The organism is Nocardia coffeae, assembly GCF_019890715.1.
GTDB classification, from domain to species: domain Bacteria; phylum Actinomycetota; class Actinomycetes; order Mycobacteriales; family Mycobacteriaceae; genus Nocardia; species Nocardia jiangxiensis.
In genome coordinates, this window is the sequence record NZ_JAINZY010000019.1 from 83,732 (window position 1) to 103,271 (window position 19,540).

Genomic DNA, 19,540 nt, shown 5'->3' on the forward strand with positions numbered 1-19,540 from the left:
GTTTCGGGGTGGTTTTCTCGGTAGAATTCGAACATGGATTCGATGGGGGAGATTGGAGGGTCGACAGCCGATGCGTTGTTGGCTGCGGTAGGTGAGTTGGTCGAACAATCGCTGACCCCGTTGTCCGACGCTGGAACGGTGGAGTTGCTCCGCGGTGTGGAGCGTGCGGCACGCATGTTGGCTGCGGTGCAGCATCGGGTGTTGATCGAGGTGGATTCCCGCTCGATTCCGGCGGATTCGGGTGCCAAGACGATCAAACGGTTCCTGATGGAAACCTTGCGCCTGTCGAACGCCGAAGCCGGTGCACGAGTACGCGCGGCGGCGAAGGTGGGCACGTTCCGTGATTTGTGCGGTGAGGAGCGTGAGCCCGAGTTACCGTGCGCGGCAGCGGCGTTGCGGTCCGGGGATATTTCGGTGGAGCACGCGCGGGGTATCGCGGCGGTGATGGCCAGGATCCCCCGCGCCGCCGACGAAGCCGATCGTGCTGCGGCGGAACAGATCCTGACCGAATTCGCCGAGACCGGGTCTCCTGATGATATGAGCAAGGTCGGCGACAGCATTCTGGCGTATCTGGACCCGGACGGAAAAGTCACCGACGAGACCGATCGTGCGCGCATGCGTGGTATCCGAATCGGCCGACAGCGTGCGGATGGGATGTCCCCGATCAGTGGCGAGATCGATCCGATCCTGCGGGCGTTACTCGATCCGGTGCTCGCGAAATACGCGCGCCCGGGGGTAGGGAATCCGGACGATCCGACCAGTCCTGGTGCGGATGTGGACCGTATGGATTCGGAGTTGATTGCTGCTGCGGCGCAGCGTGATTCCCGCACCGCCGCCCAACGTACTCATGACGCGTTCGCTCTGTTGCTGGGTGAGTTGGTGGATACCGACAAGCTCGGCTCGCATCGAGGGATTCCGGTTACCACGGTGCTGACGATGCGGGTGCAGGATGTGGAGCGCCTGTCCGGGGTGGCGACGACCGCGACCGGTGGGACGGTGGCGGTCACTGAGGCGTTGTGGTTGGCGGAGCGGTCCCGCCCGTATCTGGCGGTGTTCGACCACAGTGGTTTACCACTGCATTTGGGTCGGATGCGTCGGTTGGCTTCATCCGCGCAACGGTTTTCGTTGATTGCTGCGTTGGGTGGTTGTTCGCGGCCTGGGTGTGATGCGCCCGCGTCGTTGTGCGTGGTGCATCATGTGCGTGATTTCAGCAAGGGTGGTTCGACTGATATCGAGAATTTGGTGTTGGCGTGTGATCACTGTCATTCGCTGATCAACGACACCGAGACGGGTTGGGGAACTGTTGTCCTGAACGAGGGTTCACAGTTCCCTGGCCGGACGGGGTGGATCGCGCCGGGGCATATTGATCCGACTGGTACTCCGCGAGTGAACCATCGTCATCGAGCGGGTGAGTTGCTGGCGGAGGTTGTGGCGGGTATTCACCGGTGTCGGGAACGAGAGCGGGAGCGGGATCGTGTGGCGCATCGGCGTTGGTTGCGTGAGCGACAACCAGGAGGTGTCGCGGCCTGAACCGGGGCCGTGATCGCCAATGCGACGAGGCTGCGGTCTGGTCTGTGGCCGTGACGCCAACCTGGCGGTATCGCGACCTGAACCCGGAGGGAATTCGACCTCCGGGGGTACTCGCGTGGGCCGATGATGTTGCGTGCGTCGGGTTGTGAGTCCGGAGTGACCGATCCGGTGTCGGTCGTACGGCCGGACTCGTCGAGGAGGTGCAGCCGCAGAGATCGGTCATCAGCGGCCGCTGCCAGCGACCTGTCCGTCGTGGAGCAACCTCCAGAGCGTCGGTGCAAGGCCCGCGCGCATGAGTCCGGCGGGGGCGGTGAGGTCGAAAACCAGTGTTCTGCCGAGGTTTTCGAGGCGGCGGGCGACGCTGCTGTGGTGCAGGTGTAGCAGGTCGGCGGCTCGACGTAGCGAGCCTGTGGTGCAGTAGGCATCGAGGGCGTCGAGATCTTCATGGCGCGAGGCGATTCGGTCTATCGCTGCGATATCGGCGTTGTCTCGCAACAGGTTCGCAGGGATCCGGTGCCTGCCCCGGCCCGCGCGACGGATCTGTCCGGGCTGCCGCCCGCCTACGTCGGGTCCGCGGAATTCTGCCCGAACCGCGACGAGGACATCGACTACGCACTGCGCCTGCTGCAGGCCGGGGTGTCGGTCGAACTGCATGAGTGGCCGGGCGCTTTTCATGGCTCGCAGGCGATCCTCTACGCCGAGATCTTCCAGCGTCAGCTCACCGAACTTGCCGGTGCCATCCGCCGCGGTCCGGCCGACTGATCAGGCGCGTTCCGGAATACGGAACCCCTTGTCATCACACTCTGAAAGCGTACACTTACGTTCGTGTCCGCTTTCAGAGATGTGGATCTGGCCATTCTGGGTGATCCGATGCGGCAGGCGATCTTCGAGCGTCTGGCTCGGCGGCCGTCGTCGGTGGGAGAGCTCGCGGAGTCGCTGCCGATCACCCGGCAGGCGGTGTCGCAACATCTGCGGGTGTTGCGGGACGGCGGATTGGTGGTGGCCACGCCCGAGGGCACACGGCGCATATACCGGATAAATCCGGAGGGGCTCGCCGCGATTCAGGCGTATTTCCAACGGATCTGGGACGACGCGCTCACCGCTTTCCAGAAGGCCGCCGATGCGGCTATCCCCGAACCCGAACAGGAGAATCCCTCATGAGCACACCCGCCGTTCCGATCCTGCAGGGCTCCGCGACAGTCGCCCTACCGGTCGACCGGGCGTTCGCCTTCTTCACCGAATCGTTCGGCAGCTGGTGGCCTGCGGCATATCACATCGGGCAGTCCGAGATGGCCGATGTGGTTCTGGAACCGCGCATCGGTGGGCGCTGGTACGAGCGGGGTGTGGACGGCGCCGAATGCGATTGGGGCCGGGTGCTGGAATGGGAGCCGCCGCATCGCCTGGTGGTGACCTGGCAGGTCAACGGGCACTGGCAGTTCGACCCGGATCCCGTCCGAGCCAGTGAGATCGAGATACGTTTCGCCGCAGACGATTACGGTCAGACCGCGGTGACGCTCGAACATCGTCACATCGATCGTCTCGTCGCGGGCGAGGGTATCGCGCACACCATCGCCGAGCGGGGCGGCGGATGGAGCACCCTGCTCGAGCTGTTCGCGAAGACCGCCGAAAATCATTCCACGGGAGGCGATCCCGCATGAACGATATGGAGATGGCGCGCCTCGAGCGAGTGGACCTGGCCGAATTCCTCGCCACCCTCACTCCCGACCAGTGGGAGCAGCCCTCCCTCTGTGAGCACTGGCGGGTTCGAGATGTGGTGGCGCACATGATCAGTTATGAGGAACTGGGGCGCTGGGGTCTGCTCCGGCGCTTCGCCAAGGGACGGATCGTGCGCGCCAACCAGGCCGGTGTCGACGAGTTCGGCTCGCTCGGCCCCGAACGTCTGCTGCAATTCCTGAACGCACATCTGGTGCCCCGCGGACTGACCGCCGGATTCGGCGGCATGATCGCGCTGGTCGACGGCACCATCCACCACCAGGACATCCGCCGTCCCCTGGGCATCCCACGGCAGATCCCGACAGATCGTTTGACCCGTGTTCTCGACGCCACCCTCCCCAACCCGCGCCTGGGCGCCTGGCATCGAATCCGTGGACTTCGCTTGCGTGCCAACGACATCGATTGGTCACACGGCACCGGGCCGGAGGTTGTCGGCACCGGTGAAGCGCTACTCCTGGCGATTACCGGCCGTCCCAGCGTTCTGAGCGAACTCACCGGCTCAGGACAATCGATCCTGGCTGCTCGCATCGGTGCGTGATCGTTGCAGCGCGAGGCCAGCGTGCCATATGTCCCACCGTGGCGAATTGGCTCGTCGAGGGCAGTGGAACACCCAATCTGACTATGCAGGAACGGCATTGCGCGCTCGGATGATCACCTTCGGGCGCCATCGTGGTGCGCGAACTCAGGTTGACAGGAAAGTGGCGCAACCGGATTCGGGTTCATCGCGGCAGCAGTGAATCAATTGAAGCCCGACATGCGTGCTTCGAGGTGCACCTCGAAGCACGCATGTCGATATCGGCCATGCACCGTCGGATACGCGAGTGGTGAGGTTGGCCGACAGCGGTGAGCGCGTGGGATCAGGCTGTAGCGCGACGACGCCGGACCAGGCCGATGATGATGTCGACGACGAGGAAGCCCAGCAGGGTGATGCCGAGCGCCGGGGCGAACCAGCCGACGGCCGCGGCGATCACGACCAGACCGGTCAGCAGCGCCGGGTGGATGCCGCGCAGGACGCCGCGTCGTGGCGGTGTGCCGAGGGCGAATCGGCTCGCGCGCAGCGGGCGGCGGCGCCACCACATCATGTAGCCGCGCACGATGACGGTGATCAGTGCGAGCATGGTCAGCAGGAGCAGCAGTTGGTTGGCCAGGCCGAACATCATGCCCATGTGCAGGGCGATACCCCAGTTCGCGAGTTTGGCCATCAGCGGCCAATCCGCGTAGCGCACGGTGCCGGTGACCTCGCCGGTGACGCCGTCGACGGCGATCGCATCCTGGGTGAGTGAGCCGGCGATGCGGCGTTCCTTCACGATGAATGCCGTGTGATCCGTTGTGGGGAGAGTGATTTCGACCGAGCCGTCGACGTGGTGACCGCGTGCTACGGCGAAAACCTTGTCCACCTGGGCAATTCGATCGGTGGATAGTTGCGTTGCGGCGGGGGCGCCCGCGGACATGTCCATGCCCGGCATATCCATCCCGGGCATGCTCGACGAACTGCTCGGTTGTGCACCCGATCCCGGCAGCGCACTGCTCACCGACGGCGTCGTCCAGCTCAACTGCGCCCTGAGCGCATCGACGTGCGCGCCCGCATAGGTGGACCAGGTCATCCCGGTCGCGGACAGGAACAACAGCGGCAACAGCACCCACATACCCACGGCAGCATGCCAATTCACCGTCCGCAGGCGTCCCTGGCGGCTGCGATCAGGCCAGATCAGCCGTCGCAGGCCACGGTATCGCGAGCCGGCTCGGCGCATCCACACCACCAGTCCGGCCAGCCCGACCACCCAGAGCCAGGACGCGGCCGCCTCACTGTACAGCCGACCCGGTTGTCCCAGATGCAGATTCCGGTGCAGCTGATCGATCCAGGTCCGCAGCGGCAACGCGCCTGTACTGCCGTAGACCACGCTCACGCCGACCGACTTCGCGGTCGCCGGATCCACGAACACGGCCCGTTGCTCGGACTCACCCAACGACGGATCGGTGAACAGCACCCGGGTCGTATCCCCAGCGTGCTGCGCCGGATCAACAGCCGCCAGAGCGAGTTTCGGCTCCGCCGCCACGGCAGTGGCCACCTGATCCGCCAGCGGCCGCGCAGGTCCGGTCGAATCGACATGCAGCAGATCGTGATTCACGATCGACTCGAGAGTCGGAGCAATCGAATACAGCGCCCCCGTGAGCGCCGCGATCAGAATGAACGGGCCGACGAACACCCCGGCATAGAAGTGCAACCGCATTGTCAGCGCAGTGATCGCGCCGCGCGAGTTCGACCGCCCGGCCGACGGCTCCGCGGATTGTGCGGTCACCGATCCTTCGGTCGATTCGACAGGTATTCCTTTGTGCGACTGCGAAACTCGATCAGACTCGGCAGGTATTCGGTTGGCCGTGGGCGTTGGAGGCTCGGCGTCCCGGGCGCCGATCGGCGCACCGTAGCTCTGCTCGGGTGATGCGGCACTCGAGACGTCGGCCGATCCGCTCGATGGCACGTCCGGCGTAGCAAACAGATGAGCGTCCGTAGTGGTCATTGCGCTGTCGCCTGCCGACTCGTCGAACGGCTCGGTCGGCGGCCTGCCCGCGCGATCGGCCGATATGCCGATATGCGTGGTGGCTGAACCGCTCTGATCGATATGCGGATCGGCGGCGGGTGTGGGCTCGGGATCGTCACGTGTGCCGGCGGTCGACTCGGCCGGTGGTTCGGCGGTGGCGTCCGGGATCGGGGGATTGGTGGTGCTCACGGCGTTGCTCCTGGTTGGCTGCCACCCGTGGATGCGCTGCTGTCCGGGTGAGTCCTCGGTGTGCGAGGACGTCCGCCCCTCATATGCGGACGCCTTCTCCTCTGATGAGCGTTCCGGCAGGCACGTTCGTCAGACACCACACGGCGAGGTCCCGGGGGACGCCGGATCGACGAGACTCGGCAGCAGTCCGGTCGGACTCGTATCGAAAGTCCGCGACGCACGGTCGTTCCGGTCCGACAGCTCCGATCGGCGGTGCCTCGGCGGATGCTCGACGATCACGCCGGACAGTGTCCGAGGCGGCGGCGTCGTGCCGGACTCTCCGTCACGCTGTGCCACTCCGGTTGAATCTCACTAGGCAGGCATTGCTGCTGCCAGGTGATGATCCGACCGATTCGACAGTGCCCGTCCTGAATTCGCCACAGCCACCGACTTGGAATGACAAGGCATTCCGTCGGTGATTCCGCGCGACAGGCGGTGCGGTGCTGCTGCGTCGATCGGCGGGTGCCAGGCACGCCTGAGCGTCTGTCCGCCAACCGATCCGGTGCGACGTACGTCGATCCACTTGTGTGGTGCGAGGATTCACCCTGCGACACGATGATCGGGGCCGTCGGCAAGTGGCCGGTCGGTCATCGGTGTGCTGCGAAACGCGCGAAAGATGTTCGCGCGCACGGGTGTATGGATGAATGTGGGATCAGGCAGGCAGCGGTGGGCCGCGAGTCCGGCAGGAGTCTGCGGCGAAGATCCGGTGGATGACGCGGTCGCGGTGCGCGATCGGCAGCGGCGACGGGGGAGCGGCCGCGGGCGGGCGAACCAGCAGCGGCAGTGCACGGGACAGTGCGGAGATGAGGATTCGGTAGGCGGCCTCCGCGCCGTGGATCACGACGGATGCGGCGCATGCGGCCGCGACGTGCGCGGCGAGCATCGCCGGCCTCCACAGCGAACCCGGATGCGGCATGTCGAGCATGTCCACGGACATCGCCGCATGGCCCAGCAGTTGTCCGCCGATCAAGGCCGTGACCAGGCCGGTTCGGGTGGTGCGCAGGGAGCGCAGACCTGTCACCAGAGCGCCCACCACCGCGCAGGCGGCGACGAGCAGCAGTAGCGTGCGCGACTGCAGGGGCATGGCTCCGGCAGCCCAGCCGTGCGCCCCGATGGCCAGCGCGCCGGAGACGGCTCCGGCCGATCCCCCGCGCAGCCGCGCGACCGCGCTCCGGCGCTGTTGCGCCGCAGCCGAATCGCGGGCCGGGGATCGGCCGGGGGCGAGGATCACCCGAAGATGATACCGAGGCGGCGCCGCCGAACCGTCGGTGAGGCGGCGCCGACCGTGCTACTCGGCGGGGACGTCCATTTCCGCCAGCGGCTTGCGCAGCAGCTTTCCGGTGGCATTGCGCGGGAGTTCGTCCAGGAAGATCACCTCGCGCGGCACCTTGTACCGAGCCAGGTTCGACTTGACGTAATCCTTGATCTCCTGCACGTCGCGCTTGGAGTCCGGACCGGGAACGACGAACGCGCGCAAGCGTTTTCCGAATTCGCGGTCGTCCACGCCGATCACCGCGGCCTCCAGCACGTCGGCCCGGTCGGCGAGCAGATGCTCGACCTCCTGCGGGAAGACGTTCTCACCGCCGGAGACGATCATGTCGTCGTCGCGGCCATCGATGAACAGCAGACCGGTCTCGTCGAAGTGGCCGACGTCACCGCTGGACATCATGCCGTCGACGGTCTCCTTGGTGCGGCCGTCGGTGTACGCCTTGAACGAGTGCGGGTTCTCGATGAAGATCGTGCCGGTCACATTCGGCTCGGTGACCCGCTTGCGCTGCTCGTCGTACAGCGCGACACGGATGCCCACCGGCGACTTGCCCGCGGTGTTGGGCGCGCGGCGCAGCTCCGGCGGGGTGGCCACGGTGATCACGGCGCATTCGGTGGAGCCGTACACGTTGTAGAGGGAGTCGCCGAAGTAGTCCAGGCTGCGGGTGACCACATCCGGCGGGATCGCCGAACCGGCCGCGAAAATGACGTTCAGCGAGGACATGTCGTACTTGCCCAGGATGTCGGCGGGCAGATCGAGCATGCGCTGCAACATCGTCGGCACCACGACCAGTTCCTCGGCCCGGAACTTCTCGATATTGGCCAGTGTCGCTTCTGGATCGAAGCGCCTCTGCTGGAACACGATTCGGTTGCCCAGCGCCAGGCCGATGGTGAACTGCGACAGGCCGGTGGCGTGGAAGATCGGCGCGGCCATCAGGATCGTGCCGTCGCGCGGCACCGGAATCCGATCGACCAGCTGCGCGGAGATGAACGGGCTCACCTTGTCTCGCGGCGCACCCTTCGGAGTGCCGGTGGTGCCACTGGTCAGGATCACCATCCCGCCCGGCTTGGCCGGAAGCTTCACCGGATCGTCGGACTGATCGGCCATCAGCGAATCGAGCGTCGGCACCGACGCGTCGACGCCGTCCTTCTCGTCGGACCAGGTCAGGATGCGCGGCACGGAATCCGGGATCGCGCTCATCAGATCGACGAATTCGCTGTCGTGCAGGACCGCTTTGACCTTCTCGCGCGCGGCCACGTCGGCGAACTGCGGCTTGGCGAATCCGGTGTTCATCAGCACCGCGCGCACGCCCAACTTGCCGGTGGCCAGCAGCGTCAGCACCAGGCCGCGATGGTCGCGGGCCAGCACCGCGATCACGTCGCCCTCACCGATGCCCTGCGCAGTCAGCGCCCGTGCCAGCGCATTCGACTGCCGGTCGAGTTCGCCGAAGGTCAGCTCACCGCGCTCGTCGACGATCGCCGGGGAGTTCGGGCGGGTCTGCGCGGAATGCACGACCACGCCCGCGAACGGGCCGTACTTGCCGATCGCGACGACCGAGCGCACCGCATGATCGAGGCGCAACGGGTTGAACAGCCCGCGCCTGCGCATCGTGTTGGCCCCCAGAGCCAAATCCCCGACCTTGCGGAGGGTGGTGCTTGCCGACGGAAGGACAGCTGACATAGGTACAACCTTCCGCGATCCCGCCTGACCTGGGCCGGGCTGACCGCAACATCGAGATCCAGTGCGTGCTAACACTAGCAAGCAGACCTGCTCGTATGTGGTTAGCGTCTCTGTTACCGACGGTACCTCCAACAGGTCCGGCCGGGCCTACTCTGTGATCCGATACTCGACCAGTTCACGACGCAGGAGCTTGCCCGTTGTGTTGCGGGGGAGTTCGTCGAGGAAGATCACTTCGCGCGGCACCTTGTAGCGCGCGAGCGTGCCTTTCACATAGGCCTTGATCTCCTCTGCGTCGGGCGTGCTGCCCGGCTCGGCGACCACGAACGCGCGCAACCGCTTCCCGAATTCCACATCGTCCACCCCGACCACCGCGGCGTCGAAGACGTCGGGACGTTCCAGCAGCAGGTTCTCCACTTCCTGCGGGAAGACGTTCTCACCGCCCGAGACGATCATGTCGTCGTCGCGGCCGTCCACGAACAGCAGGCCGTGCTCGTCGAAATGCCCGACGTCGCCGGAGGACATGTAGCCGTCGATGATCTGCTTGTGCCGCCCGTCGGTGTAGCCCTCGAAGGGTGAGCCGGAGCGAATGAAGATGCGTCCGGTGACGTGTGTGTCGTGGATGCGGTGGCCGTCGTCGTCGAACAGCACCACCTCGCAGGTGACCGGCGCGCGCCCCGCGGTGCCGGGTGCGATCGCCAGATCCTGCGGCTGGGCCACGGTCGCGACGGCGCATTCGGTGGAGCCGTAGAGGTTGTGCAGGACGTGGCCGAACGCCTCGGTGGCCCGCACGGTCAGTTCGGGCGAGAGCGCCGAACCGGCGAGCACGATCGACTTCAACGAGGTCAGGTCGTACTTCTTGCGGATCTCGGGATTCAGTTCGACCATGCGGTGCAACATCGTCGGCACCGCCACGAGCATCTGCACCCGGTGTTCGGCGATCTTGCGCAGGGTGTCCTCGGCGTCGAACCGGCGCGTGGTGACGACGGTATTGCCCAGTGCGACCGCGACCAGCCAGGTGGCCTGGCCGGTGCTGTGGAAGATCGGCGACACGATCATCGCGGTGCCCTGGCGGGGGAACGGGATCCGGTCGACCACCTGGACCGTCGCCATCGGCGAGATCTTGCCGCGCGGCGCGCCCTTGGGCAGGCCGGTGGTGCCGCTGGTGAGGATGACGAAGCCGCCGACCTTCTCCGGCAGCGGCAGTTCGTCGGTCGGGTTCGCCTCGATGAGCTGTTCGATAGTTGTTGCGCCGGAGGGGATTTCGTGGCCCTCGTCCACCCAGGTGAGGACCCGCGGCAGCTCCGGGGGCAGGGCGTCGAGCAGGCCGACGAATTCGCTGTCGTGCAGCACCGCCTTGACCTTCTCCCGCTCGCACACCTGCGCGAACTGCGGTTTGGCGAAACCGGTGTTCATCAGCGCGACCCGCGCACCGGTCTTGCCTGCCGCGGCCATCGCCAGCATCAGCCCGTGGTGGTCCCGGGCCAGAATCGCGATCACCGTGCCCGGCGTGATGCCCATTCCCTGCAGGCCCCGCGCGAGGGCGGTGGACTGCTCGTCGAGCTGTCGGTAGGTCATCGAGCCGCGCTCGTCCACCACCGCCGTGCGCTCGGGCCACAGCCGTGCCGCATGACGCACCGCGGTCGCCTGCGAGCCCAGGACCGCGCCCTCCTGGGCGGTCCGCAGCGTCTCCTGCAGATTGCCGATATCGATGATGCCGCGCTCCCGCAGGACGTTGATACCGCGGATCGCCTCGACCGAGTGAATCACCTTGCGCTGCAACTGTTCCAGAACCGAAGTCATCTGCGACCACCTCCATGCGCATACCGTGCGAACCCGCACGCCTACCGACCGGGTGCTGTGGACGGTAGCAGCCGGAACTGGCGCGGGATGCAGAAATTCGGCCAACTGTGCCAGGTGTGAAACCGGAGCCGCCGGTTGTCGGCAGGGCGACGATCTCTGGGGGCGGAGAGCTACCCCGAATCGGGTTTCGCGCAGTCCTCGGCGCGTGCGCGCAGATGTGACTGTTCGGCGGCGTTCCCGGTGAGTTCCGCGGCGCGGATGAATTCGCGGCGCGCTTCGGCGTTGCGGCCGAGCCGGGCGAGCAGATCGGCGCGGACCGCGTGCAACAGGTGGTAACTGTCCAGCATGCCGGTCTCTTCGACGGCGTCGACGAGTTCGAGTCCGGCCGTGGGGCCGTGCACCATGGTGATGGCCACGGCGCGGTTGAGTTCGACGACGGGGGACGGAAAGCGTTGGGCCAGAATCGCATACAGTCCGGCGATGCGCTGCCAGTCGGTGTCCTCGGGGGTGCGGGCCGAGGCGTGTGCGGCGGCGATGGCGGCCTGTAGCGCGTAGGGGCCGGGCGGCGCTCCGCGTTGCCGGGCGGTCGCATGCGCTCGTCCGAGTGCGGCGAATCCGCGGCGAATCAGCAGTTGGTCCCAGCGCGAGCGGTCCTGATCGGGCAGTGGCACCAGGCGGCGGGCCGCGTCGCTGCGGGCGTCGAGCCGGGACGCCTGCAATTCGAGCAGCGCCGCCAGGCCGTGCACCTCCGGTTCGGTCGGCAGCAGGGCGGTCAGGATGCGCGCCAGGCGCAGGGCGTCGTCGCAGAGTTCGCCACGCATCCAATCCTCGCCGGAGGTGGCGGTGTAGCCCTCGTTGAAGATCAGATAGATCACCTCGAGTACGGCGTCCACGCGCGGGGCGAGCTCGCTCTCCTCCGGAACCTCGTAGGGGATCCGGAGTGTCTTGATGATGCGTTTCGCGCGGACGATCCGTTGTGCCGCAGTCGATTTGGTCACCACGTAGGCGCGCGCGATCTCCTCGGTCGTCAAGCCACCGACCATCCGCAGGGTCAGCGCGACGCGCGCCTGGCGGGGGAGTGCGGGATGACAGGTCGTGAAGATCATGCGCACCATGTCATCGGATATCCCGGTGCCGATATTCGCGTCGGCACCGGGAAATCCCGACCTCTGCTCGTCGAGGAGATCTCGTCCGAGCAGAGCCAGTTTGCGGGCGAAGGTCGCATCACGCCGGAACCGGTCGATCGCACGACGCTTCGCCACAGACATGAGCCAGCCGCCCGGATTCGCCGGAACGCCCTCGCGCGGCCACTGTTCCAGCGCCGCCACGTGGGCATCCTGGGCGAATTCCTCGGCAGTGTCGATATCGCCGACGACGCGGGTCAGCCCGGCCACCAGTTGCGGCCATTCGATCCGCCAGGCGGCCTCGACCGCCCGTCGGGCGGGCGCGGGCTCACTGTTCATCGTCGGTGTCGGCTCATTGCTGATCCAGTTGTCTGACCTCGATCTCCATCGTCCACTCCGGTCCGTGCACGCGCAGGAACCGGGAGGCCCATTCCACTGCCTCGTCCCGCGAGCGGGTCTGCAGCAGGCAGTAGCCGCCGATCATCTCCTTGGATTCGGTGAACGGCCCGTCCAGGACGGTGAGTTCGCCGCTGGCGAGCCGAATCCGCGTCGACTCGTCGAGTGGCCGCAGTCCGGCGGTGTCCAGCAGGACACCCGCCTTGGTCATTTCCTCGATCAGCTTGCCCATATCCTCGGCGAGCGCGGGATCCGGGCCCTGGACCGGTTGGGCTGCCGGATCGAGGCGGATCAGAAGTAGGTGACGCATCCGATGTCCTTTGCTCAGGCGGTCCGGTAGCGGAGGTACACCGCGCCGGATTCGAACGATTTCGATTCGATCAGTTCCAGGTCCAGTGCTGTCTTGTCCGGGAAGAGGGGAGTTCCGGAACCGATGACCACCGGGTGCACGACGATCCGGAACTCGTCGATCAGGCCCAGATCGAGGAACGAGTGCACCAGCTTCGGGCTGGCGTAGATTGCGATCGTATCGCCGGATTCGGCTTTGAGCTGCGAGAATTCCTCGGCGAGATGTCCGGTGATCAGCCTGGTGTTGTTCCACTCGGCCGACTCCAGCGTGGTCGAGCAGACGATCTTGTCGACCGCGTTCACCCATTCCGCATGTGCCCGCTCCTGCGGCGAACTCTCCTCGTTGGGCTGGTTCGCCCAGTAGCCGTACATCCCGAGGTAGGTCTCGCGTCCGTAGACGGCGGTATCGAAATCGGCCTGGATATGAGCTGCGTACTCGGCGAGCTCCGCGCTGTAGGCACGGTGGGTCCATTCGAATCCCGTGCCCTGCCTGGACGAGGCGAAGCCGTCCAGGGTGAGATGCTCGAACGCCACGAGCTTGCGCATGCTGTTGTCCTTCCGGTTGTGCGGCCGTCTTTCGGCCCCTTCACCTACCCGTCGAACGAACATCCCCGAAATCGACACGAACGGTCTCCCGAACCCATATGTGTCGGATCTCTTTTCGATCCGCCGCCCCTCGGTCGCTCCAGCATGGCAGGGGGGTACGACAGCTTCGCTGCGCCGCGCGGCGCTTTCGCGCGGATGGTCCTGTGCCCCTAGGGTGGGCGGTATGCGTATCGCGGCATTGACAGTGCTCGTACTTCTGGTGGCGGGCTGTTCGACCGCAACCGATCAGCACGCGCACACCGTTGCGCCGACCGAGTCGGCCACCTCCGCCTCGTCTGCCACCTCGACCACCGCGTCGTCCGGTGACGCGCCGGGGCAGGGGGCATCCTTCGCCGCGGTCGATGCATGGGTTCACGAAGGACGCGCCGCCGACGCGGCGAAATACGCCACCGCGACGACCCAGGACGGTACGACCACCCCGTTGAAGGACGGCGACGTCGCCTTCAACAGCCCGACCGGAAAGATCAAGTGCACCAGCGATTCCGAGGAAGGTATGCCGGGCCTGTACTGCCTGGTCGATCTGAAGAATCCGCCGGCCCAGCCGGCCCGCAGCGGCGAGGGCGAGTTCGTGGCCAACTGGATCGACTTCACCGGTACCAAGGCATCGGTGGGCTCCATGCACGGCGATCCGGGCCCGTTCGTGCGCGGCTACGGTAACCAGCTTCCCTACGGATCACGGATCGCCGCAGGCGATTACACCTGCCGCATGGATTCCAGCGGATTGATCTGCGAGGACAAGTCCACCAAGTCCGCGGTCCGGATCAGCGACGCGGGCATCCTCCCGTTCGGTTGCCTGAGCGAGAAATCGCCCACCGAGGGCATCGGCAAGCTCTACGGCTGCTGAAACCCGTCGCAGTCTAAGAGCCTGCGGGACAAGGGAATCTAGCCCGTGATGAGCACAGCGCCGATCGAGTGACGTTGTTCGATCTCGCGGTGCGCCGCAGCGGCCTGCGCCAGGGGGAATCGAGCGTGGATCCGCGGCGTCAGCTCGCCGCGAGCCGCCGCCGCGAGCGCCTGTGCGGCGTCGTCCCGCTGTTCGGCATCGGACTTGCGGACGACCGCACCCAGCGGGCCCGAGACCGTCAGTCCGCGACTGGCGAGCGTTCGGGCATCCAGGTCCGGCCAGCGGCCGGATGCGAAGCCGTACAAGCCGATTCGGCCGCCGCCGTCCGCGACGGCCGTCAGCGCCTGCTGGGCGGTCTCGCCGCCGATCGCGTCGAGCGCCACGTCCACGCCCCGGCCGCCGGTCAGTTCCCGGACCCGATAAGGCCATTCGGCGAGACCGTAGTCGAGCGCATGATCGGCTCCGAAATCCCTTACAGCAGCGGACTTCTCACCGCTCGCGGCGCCGATGACAGTGGCTCCCGCCGACTTCGCCAACTGGACCAGCAGTGAACCGATACGCCCCGCCGCAGCGGTGATCAGCACGATGTCGGAACTGCCGACCCGCATCTCGGCAAGCAGGCCCCGCGCCACCGCACCGGCCTGGAACACCGTCAGCGCGATATCGAGCGGCAGGCCGTCCGGCAGCGGGAACGTGTAGTCCGCCGAGACGATCGCCCGCTCGGCATATCCGCCGCGTTGTCCGACCGTGGTCGCGACGACGGTCCTGCCGATCAGATCGCGGTCCGCGTCGGAACCGACCGCGATCACCCGGCCGCCGACCTCGAGTCCGGGCGTCCAGGGCAGTGGCAGCGGATACCGCCCCGAGCGCACGATCACATCCCCGTAGGCGACTCCCGCGAGGTCGACCTCGACCAGGATCTGTCCCGCATCCGGCGTCGGATCCGCGACGTCATCGATGGTCAGCACCTCCGGTCCGCCGAATCGGGTGACCTGCACAGCCCGCATAGCGTTACTCCTACACTCGGTACGGAACGAGACAGGTTGTCTCGTTCGAAACGACCAGTGCAGTGTCCGATCGCGAGGATCGGGCCCACAAGAACCACATCACCGACACTGTCCCGAACGAGACGGAGAACGAGAATTGTCTCGACCGAATGTGCGCGTGCGCCGCACTCGCGCCCTGCTGCGGGAGGCACTGGTCGACCTGATCGAGGAGCGCGGATTCGATCGCGTCACCGTGGGGGAGCTGACCTCGCGCGCCATGATCAGCCGTGCCGCGTTCTACCGGAACTATCGGGACAAGTACGAGCTGGTCGAGCAGATCTTCGACGAGGCCATGGCCGAGATGACCGCGGGTGGTGACGACACCCGGACGTCCCGGGAACGCTGGGCCGATTTCTTCCGGCACATCGACGCCTACCACCGGCTCTACGGCGCGTTGCTCGGGCGCAAGGGCAGCCCGTGGTTCGCCGACCGGATGCGCTCGGCGCTGGCCGCCATGTCCACCGCGCACCTCCCCGGCAGGCAACCCGATGCCCTGGTCCCCAGCGTCATCTCCGCGATGTTCGTCCAATCGATCGTCTGGTGGCTCGAACGCGACCGCCCCTGCCCGCCCGAGGAGATCGCCGACCGATCCGCCCGCCTCATCGGAGCGGTGCTCGGCGAAGCCGCGCAGTGAGGGCGCGCGCGCCACGTCTGACCACCCATATGGCCGGCGGGAATGACTTTCCGGCCGAGGAGATCTGGCGCACCGATCTGCCGGTGCCGGCCGGTACCGACGGTCCCGCCGTCTTCGCCGAGGACGGTGAGCATCTGTGCTACGCGGTACGTGCAGGTCACCGCATACGCCAGTGCGATCGGTGCGATCGCCTGCCTGCCCTGCAGCGGCCAGTTGGTGACCGACGTGGGTCATGCCTCGGCGGAAAACCTTGCGGCAGTGGTGAATTGGGGTGGCTCATATGCCGGTGGGGCGCCTGGCCGCGACAACGTACGTCGTGCCGTCCCTGACCGTGCCGCTGGCGTGGCCCACGCTCGGTGAGTTCCCGCCCGCCCTGGCCCTGCTCGGCGGAATCCTGTGCCTGCTCGGCGTTGCGATCGCGCAGCGAAAATCCCGGTCGGCATCCGAGTCCGTCGCCGATTCGACTGCCGCCGAGGAGACAGCGGTGGACGGCCCGGTCGATGACTCCGCGTCGATACGGTCACCGGACTGACTCCGGCTACCGCATCGGGCGCTGGATTCTGTTGGCCGAGAACGCATCATGATCGGCGCAACCTACTCCGCAGCGAAAGAACCGGCGCGGGTCACGAAGACCATGCGCCGGTTCCTTGCTGTGCGACAGCCTATTTCAGCTCGGTGCTGCTCAGTTCCAGCACACGGCGGGCGACGATGAGCTGCTGGATCTGCTGGGTGCCTTCGAAGATGTCCAGGATCTTCGAGTCGCGGCTCCACTTCTCCAAGAGGGTGCGCTGCGAATAGCCCAGGGCGCCGGCCAGTTCGACCGCCTTGAGGGTGACGTCGGTGCCCATCCGGCCGGCCTTGGCCTTGGACATGGAGGCCTCGAGCGAGTTGGGCTTCTTGTTGTCGGCCATCCAGCCCGCGCGCAGCGCCAGCAGATACGCGGCCTCCCAATCGGCTTCGAGCCGAAGGAATTCCGCGGCGGCGGCGTGCTGGTTCATCGCGGGGGTGTCGTAGGAGATCTCCACACCGGCCTCGGTCAGGATGGTGCGCAGCTCCTCGAGCGCGGCGCGGCCGACGCCGATGGCCATCGCGGCGACCAGCGGGCGGGTGTTGTCGAAGGTCTGCATGACCCCGGCAAAACCCTTCTCCACGTTGACTTCCGGGCTGCCCAGGATGTTGTCCTTCGGAATCCGGCAGTCCTCGAGCCGCAGTTCGGCGGTGTCGGACGCCTTGATGCCGAGCTTGTGCTCGAGCCGGGCGATGGTGAGGCCCGGCGCGCCCTGCGGCACCACGAAGGATTTGATGGCCGCGCGACCCTTGCTGCGGTCGACCGAGGCCCACACCACGATGTGGGTGGCGCGCGAACCGGCGGTGACGAAGATCTTGGTGCCGTTGAGCACCCACTCGTCACCGTCGAGGGTGGCGGTGGTGGTCACCGCGGCCGAGTCGGAGCCGAACGAGGGTTCGGTGATGGCCATCGCGGCCCACACCTTGCCGAAGCGCTCGAGCTGCTCGTCGGTGGCGACCGCGGCGATGGCGGCGTTACCCAGGCCCTGATAGGGGATCGAGAGCATCAGGCCCACATCGCCCCAGGAGGTTTCGAGGGCGTTGAGCAGCGCGGACATATTGCCGCCGTTGGAGTTTCCGAGCAGCTCGGTGGCGTGCGAGTCGGCCTCGCCGTCCGTCTTGGTCTCCGATTTGCGGCCGCCGGTCGCGCCGGAGATGTCCTGCGTGCCGGAGTCGGCCAGGCCCTCCACCATGGCGGCCATGGTGTCCAGCTCGACCGGGTACTCGTGTTCGGCGAGATCGTATTTGCGCGAGGCCGGGCGGAAGATCTCCGCCGCGACCTGGTGGGCCTGATTGGCGCTGGCCCGCAGCTTCTTGGGCAGTTCGAGGTTGATCATGGATTCGGCTCCATCAAGGGGATGGGGGTCGCGGGACTACCCGCACGACACCGGTGGGGGGTCGCACCCGGTTCGCTGACCCCGGACAACACCAGCTCCGAGGCCGCGGCCCGGGTCGATTCTGGACTGAGCGGAGCGGAGGAGCGAAGCGGGGGAGCGGAGGGAGGGAAGAATCGGCCCTTGGAGGGCCGTGGCCCCGCCGGAGCGGAGCGGAGGCAATTCAGCACAGCACCACGCCCTCGGCGATGCCGATGGCCCGCAGATCGCGGTACCAGCGCTCGACCGGGTGCTCCTTGGTGTACCCGTGGCCGCCGAGCAGTTGCACACCGTCCAGGCCGATCTGCATACCCTTGTCGGTGGCCAGCTTCTTGGCCAGGGCGGCCTCGCGGGCGAAGGACAGGCCCTGCTCCGCGCGGGAGGCGCCACGCAGGGTGACCAGGCGGATGCTGTCCAGCTCGATGGCGATATTGGCGACCATGAAGGCCACGGCCTGGCGATGCGCGATCGGCTCGCCGAACGCCTCGCGCTCCTTCACGTAGGGCTTGACGTAGTCCAGGACGGCTCCGGCGGTGCCGGCCGCCAGCGAGGCCCAGCCCAGCCGGGCCAGACGCACCGCGTCGGCGTAGTCCTCGGCGTGCTGCGCGGCATCGCCGTCACCCAGCAGTGCGTCGGTGGCGACCGGGACGTTGTCCATGATCAACCGGCCCAGGCCCGCGGCCCGCAGACCCATGCTCGGATCGGCCTCGATCACCAGGCCGGGGGTGTCCGATTCGACGACGAAAAGCGCTGGGCGGCCGTCGAGTTCGGCGCCGACGATGAACAGCTCGGCATCGGCGGCGGCCGGGACGAGGCTCTTGACGCCGTTGAGCCGGTAACCGCTGGGCGAGCGAGTTGCCTTGGTGGACAACGCGAACGGATCGAACAGCGGCCGCGGCTCGCTGATCACGACCGAGGACTGCGGGACGTTCTCACCGGTGAACGCGCCCAGATAGGTCTTCTGCTGGGCGTCGGTGCCCCACTGGGACAGCGCGACCGCGACGCCCGACGGGGCCAGGATCGGCAGCGCCAGACCCATGTCGCCGTGCGCGAGCGCCTCGGCGACGAGGGAATTGGTGACCGCGCCGCGCTCGGTGGCGGCGCCCTCGAGCTCCTCGGGCACGTTGATCAGGGTGATGCCCAGCTCGGCGGCGCGCTCGAGCAGATCGCGCGGGGCCGCGGTGGCGGAGTCGGCCTCGTGGGCGGCCGGGCGCAGGATCTCCCCGGCGAAGTCGCGCACTGTCTCGACGATCATCTGCTGCTCGTCGGACGGGGTGAGGTCGAAGTAGTCCTTGCCGCGGGATTCGTTGGCGGGCAGCCGCTTCGGCTTACCGCCCCCCGACACCTTGCCGAATGCGCGGGTGGCCGCGCCGAGGGTGCGGAAGCCGGTCTTGGTGCTCTCGTAGGTCCATCGTTCGATGGGCTTGCGCAGGTTGTACTTCTCGGCCAGCTCCGAGCCCGTGATGGTCGTCATGACTCGCATGGCCGCGCCCATCCAGTCGCGCTTGACCGGGTTCAGCCCGACGGCGGAATCCGGACGTCGCTTCGTTGCGGTGTCTCGAGTGCTCATAATCACCAGTCTTCTCGGGGTGTGGGGGTGATCGGGTGGTCCCAGCTTCTTACTTGAGAGTAAGTCTATCTTACTCCAGAGTAAGAACGCCGCCAACCGGGAGCACACGCACCGCGATCTCGACCGCAACGCCCCGGTCCGGACCAGTTACGCGGGTGATGTCCCTGCCGGTGCGTACCCACCGCGCGGGTGCGATGAACAATCCGACCGGCCGGGACCGGCCCCGTCGCGATCGCGCGGCAACTTCCGTGCT

General features: G+C 66.9%; 19 protein-coding genes. 8 read left to right on the plus strand and 11 right to left on the minus strand.

The window, feature by feature from the left end; genetic code table 11:
* Nucleotides 1-33 precede the first annotated feature (33 nt).
* Complete coding sequence (locus K7711_RS41735) at nucleotides 34-1,530, plus strand: HNH endonuclease signature motif containing protein (protein WP_222977697.1); 1,497 nt, start codon at nucleotides 34-36, stop codon at nucleotides 1,528-1,530.
* Between the two features lie 222 nt (nucleotides 1,531-1,752).
* Here K7711_RS41735 and K7711_RS41740 read toward each other — a convergent pair whose 3' ends face one another.
* The gene (locus K7711_RS41740) at nucleotides 1,753-2,025 is read right to left on the minus strand and encodes a helix-turn-helix domain-containing protein (RefSeq protein ID WP_235748622.1); all 273 of its coding nucleotides are present in this window, start codon (nucleotides 2,023-2,025) and stop codon (nucleotides 1,753-1,755) included.
* Here K7711_RS41740 and K7711_RS41745 point away from each other — a divergent pair.
* The 4 genes from K7711_RS41745 (at nucleotide 1,975) to K7711_RS41760 (ending at nucleotide 3,802) form a co-directional block, all read left to right on the plus strand.
* Complete coding sequence (locus K7711_RS41745) at nucleotides 1,975-2,292, plus strand: alpha/beta hydrolase fold domain-containing protein (RefSeq protein ID WP_222977699.1); 318 nt, start codon at nucleotides 1,975-1,977, stop codon at nucleotides 2,290-2,292. The genes K7711_RS41740 and K7711_RS41745 overlap by 51 nt on opposite strands.
* A gap of 63 nt (nucleotides 2,293-2,355) precedes the next feature.
* Complete coding sequence (locus tag K7711_RS41750) at nucleotides 2,356-2,691, plus strand: ArsR/SmtB family transcription factor (RefSeq protein WP_222977705.1); 336 nt, start codon at nucleotides 2,356-2,358, stop codon at nucleotides 2,689-2,691.
* Nucleotides 2,688-3,188 (plus strand): SRPBCC family protein, encoded by a 501-nt coding sequence (locus tag K7711_RS41755; protein ID WP_222977706.1) that lies wholly within the window; start codon nucleotides 2,688-2,690, stop codon nucleotides 3,186-3,188. Before K7711_RS41750 ends, K7711_RS41755 begins: the two co-directional genes overlap by 4 nt.
* Nucleotides 3,185-3,802: a maleylpyruvate isomerase family mycothiol-dependent enzyme gene (locus K7711_RS41760; RefSeq protein WP_222977707.1), complete on the plus strand. Its 618-nt coding sequence runs from the start codon at nucleotides 3,185-3,187 to the stop codon at nucleotides 3,800-3,802. Before K7711_RS41755 ends, K7711_RS41760 begins: the two co-directional genes overlap by 4 nt.
* A gap of 319 nt (nucleotides 3,803-4,121) precedes the next feature.
* Here the strand turns inward: K7711_RS41760 and K7711_RS41765 are convergent, their stop codons facing one another.
* From K7711_RS41765 to K7711_RS41795, 7 genes are all read right to left on the minus strand, one after another.
* Nucleotides 4,122-5,993: a PepSY-associated TM helix domain-containing protein gene (locus tag K7711_RS41765; RefSeq protein ID WP_308015192.1), complete on the minus strand. Its 1,872-nt coding sequence runs from the start codon at nucleotides 5,991-5,993 to the stop codon at nucleotides 4,122-4,124.
* Between the two features lie 691 nt (nucleotides 5,994-6,684).
* Nucleotides 6,685-7,263, minus strand: a complete 579-nt coding sequence (locus K7711_RS41770; protein WP_222977708.1) for a hypothetical protein — start codon at nucleotides 7,261-7,263, stop codon at nucleotides 6,685-6,687.
* Between the two features lie 57 nt (nucleotides 7,264-7,320).
* The gene (locus K7711_RS41775) at nucleotides 7,321-8,979 is read right to left on the minus strand and encodes an acyl-CoA synthetase (RefSeq protein WP_222977709.1); all 1,659 of its coding nucleotides are present in this window, start codon (nucleotides 8,977-8,979) and stop codon (nucleotides 7,321-7,323) included.
* A 147-nt stretch (nucleotides 8,980-9,126) separates the two neighbouring features.
* On the minus strand, nucleotides 9,127-10,779 hold the full coding sequence (locus tag K7711_RS41780) for an acyl-CoA synthetase (protein ID WP_222977711.1): 1,653 nt from the start codon (nucleotides 10,777-10,779) through the stop codon (nucleotides 9,127-9,129).
* 170 nt (nucleotides 10,780-10,949) lie between these two features.
* Complete coding sequence (locus tag K7711_RS41785) at nucleotides 10,950-12,242, minus strand: RNA polymerase sigma factor (protein ID WP_222977713.1); 1,293 nt, start codon at nucleotides 12,240-12,242, stop codon at nucleotides 10,950-10,952.
* Between the two features lie 13 nt (nucleotides 12,243-12,255).
* Nucleotides 12,256-12,609, minus strand: coding sequence for a YciI family protein (locus K7711_RS41790; RefSeq protein ID WP_222977714.1), 354 nt, complete (start codon nucleotides 12,607-12,609; stop codon nucleotides 12,256-12,258).
* A gap of 14 nt (nucleotides 12,610-12,623) precedes the next feature.
* Nucleotides 12,624-13,193, minus strand: coding sequence for a dihydrofolate reductase family protein (locus K7711_RS41795; RefSeq protein WP_222977716.1), 570 nt, complete (start codon nucleotides 13,191-13,193; stop codon nucleotides 12,624-12,626).
* 223 nt (nucleotides 13,194-13,416) lie between these two features.
* Here K7711_RS41795 and K7711_RS41800 point away from each other — a divergent pair, with 223 nt between their 5' ends.
* On the plus strand, nucleotides 13,417-14,097 hold the full coding sequence (locus tag K7711_RS41800) for a hypothetical protein (RefSeq protein WP_222977718.1): 681 nt from the start codon (nucleotides 13,417-13,419) through the stop codon (nucleotides 14,095-14,097).
* 38 nt (nucleotides 14,098-14,135) lie between these two features.
* Here the strand turns inward: K7711_RS41800 and K7711_RS41805 are convergent, their stop codons facing one another.
* On the minus strand, nucleotides 14,136-15,104 hold the full coding sequence (locus tag K7711_RS41805) for a zinc-binding dehydrogenase (RefSeq protein WP_222977720.1): 969 nt from the start codon (nucleotides 15,102-15,104) through the stop codon (nucleotides 14,136-14,138).
* Nucleotides 15,105-15,240: 136 nt separating this feature from the next.
* On the opposite strand from K7711_RS41805, the gene K7711_RS41810 reads away from it, so the two are divergent.
* A complete protein-coding gene (locus K7711_RS41810; protein WP_235748623.1) occupies nucleotides 15,241-15,777 on the plus strand; it encodes a TetR/AcrR family transcriptional regulator in 537 nt (178 codons plus the stop codon).
* Nucleotides 15,778-16,057: 280 nt separating this feature from the next.
* A complete protein-coding gene (locus K7711_RS41815) occupies nucleotides 16,058-16,309 on the plus strand; it encodes a hypothetical protein (protein ID WP_222977723.1) in 252 nt (83 codons plus the stop codon).
* 130 nt (nucleotides 16,310-16,439) lie between these two features.
* On the opposite strand, the gene K7711_RS41820 is transcribed toward K7711_RS41815, so the two are convergent.
* Together K7711_RS41820 and K7711_RS41825 are read right to left on the minus strand one after the other, a co-directional pair.
* Nucleotides 16,440-17,681 carry an acyl-CoA dehydrogenase family protein gene (locus K7711_RS41820; protein ID WP_222977724.1) on the minus strand — a complete coding sequence of 414 codons (1,242 nt, stop codon included), beginning with the start codon at nucleotides 17,679-17,681 and terminating at the stop codon, nucleotides 16,440-16,442.
* 220 nt (nucleotides 17,682-17,901) lie between these two features.
* Nucleotides 17,902-19,293 (minus strand): acyl-CoA dehydrogenase family protein, encoded by a 1,392-nt coding sequence (locus tag K7711_RS41825; RefSeq protein WP_372460245.1) that lies wholly within the window; start codon nucleotides 19,291-19,293, stop codon nucleotides 17,902-17,904.
* Nucleotides 19,294-19,540: the final 247 nt, after the last annotated feature.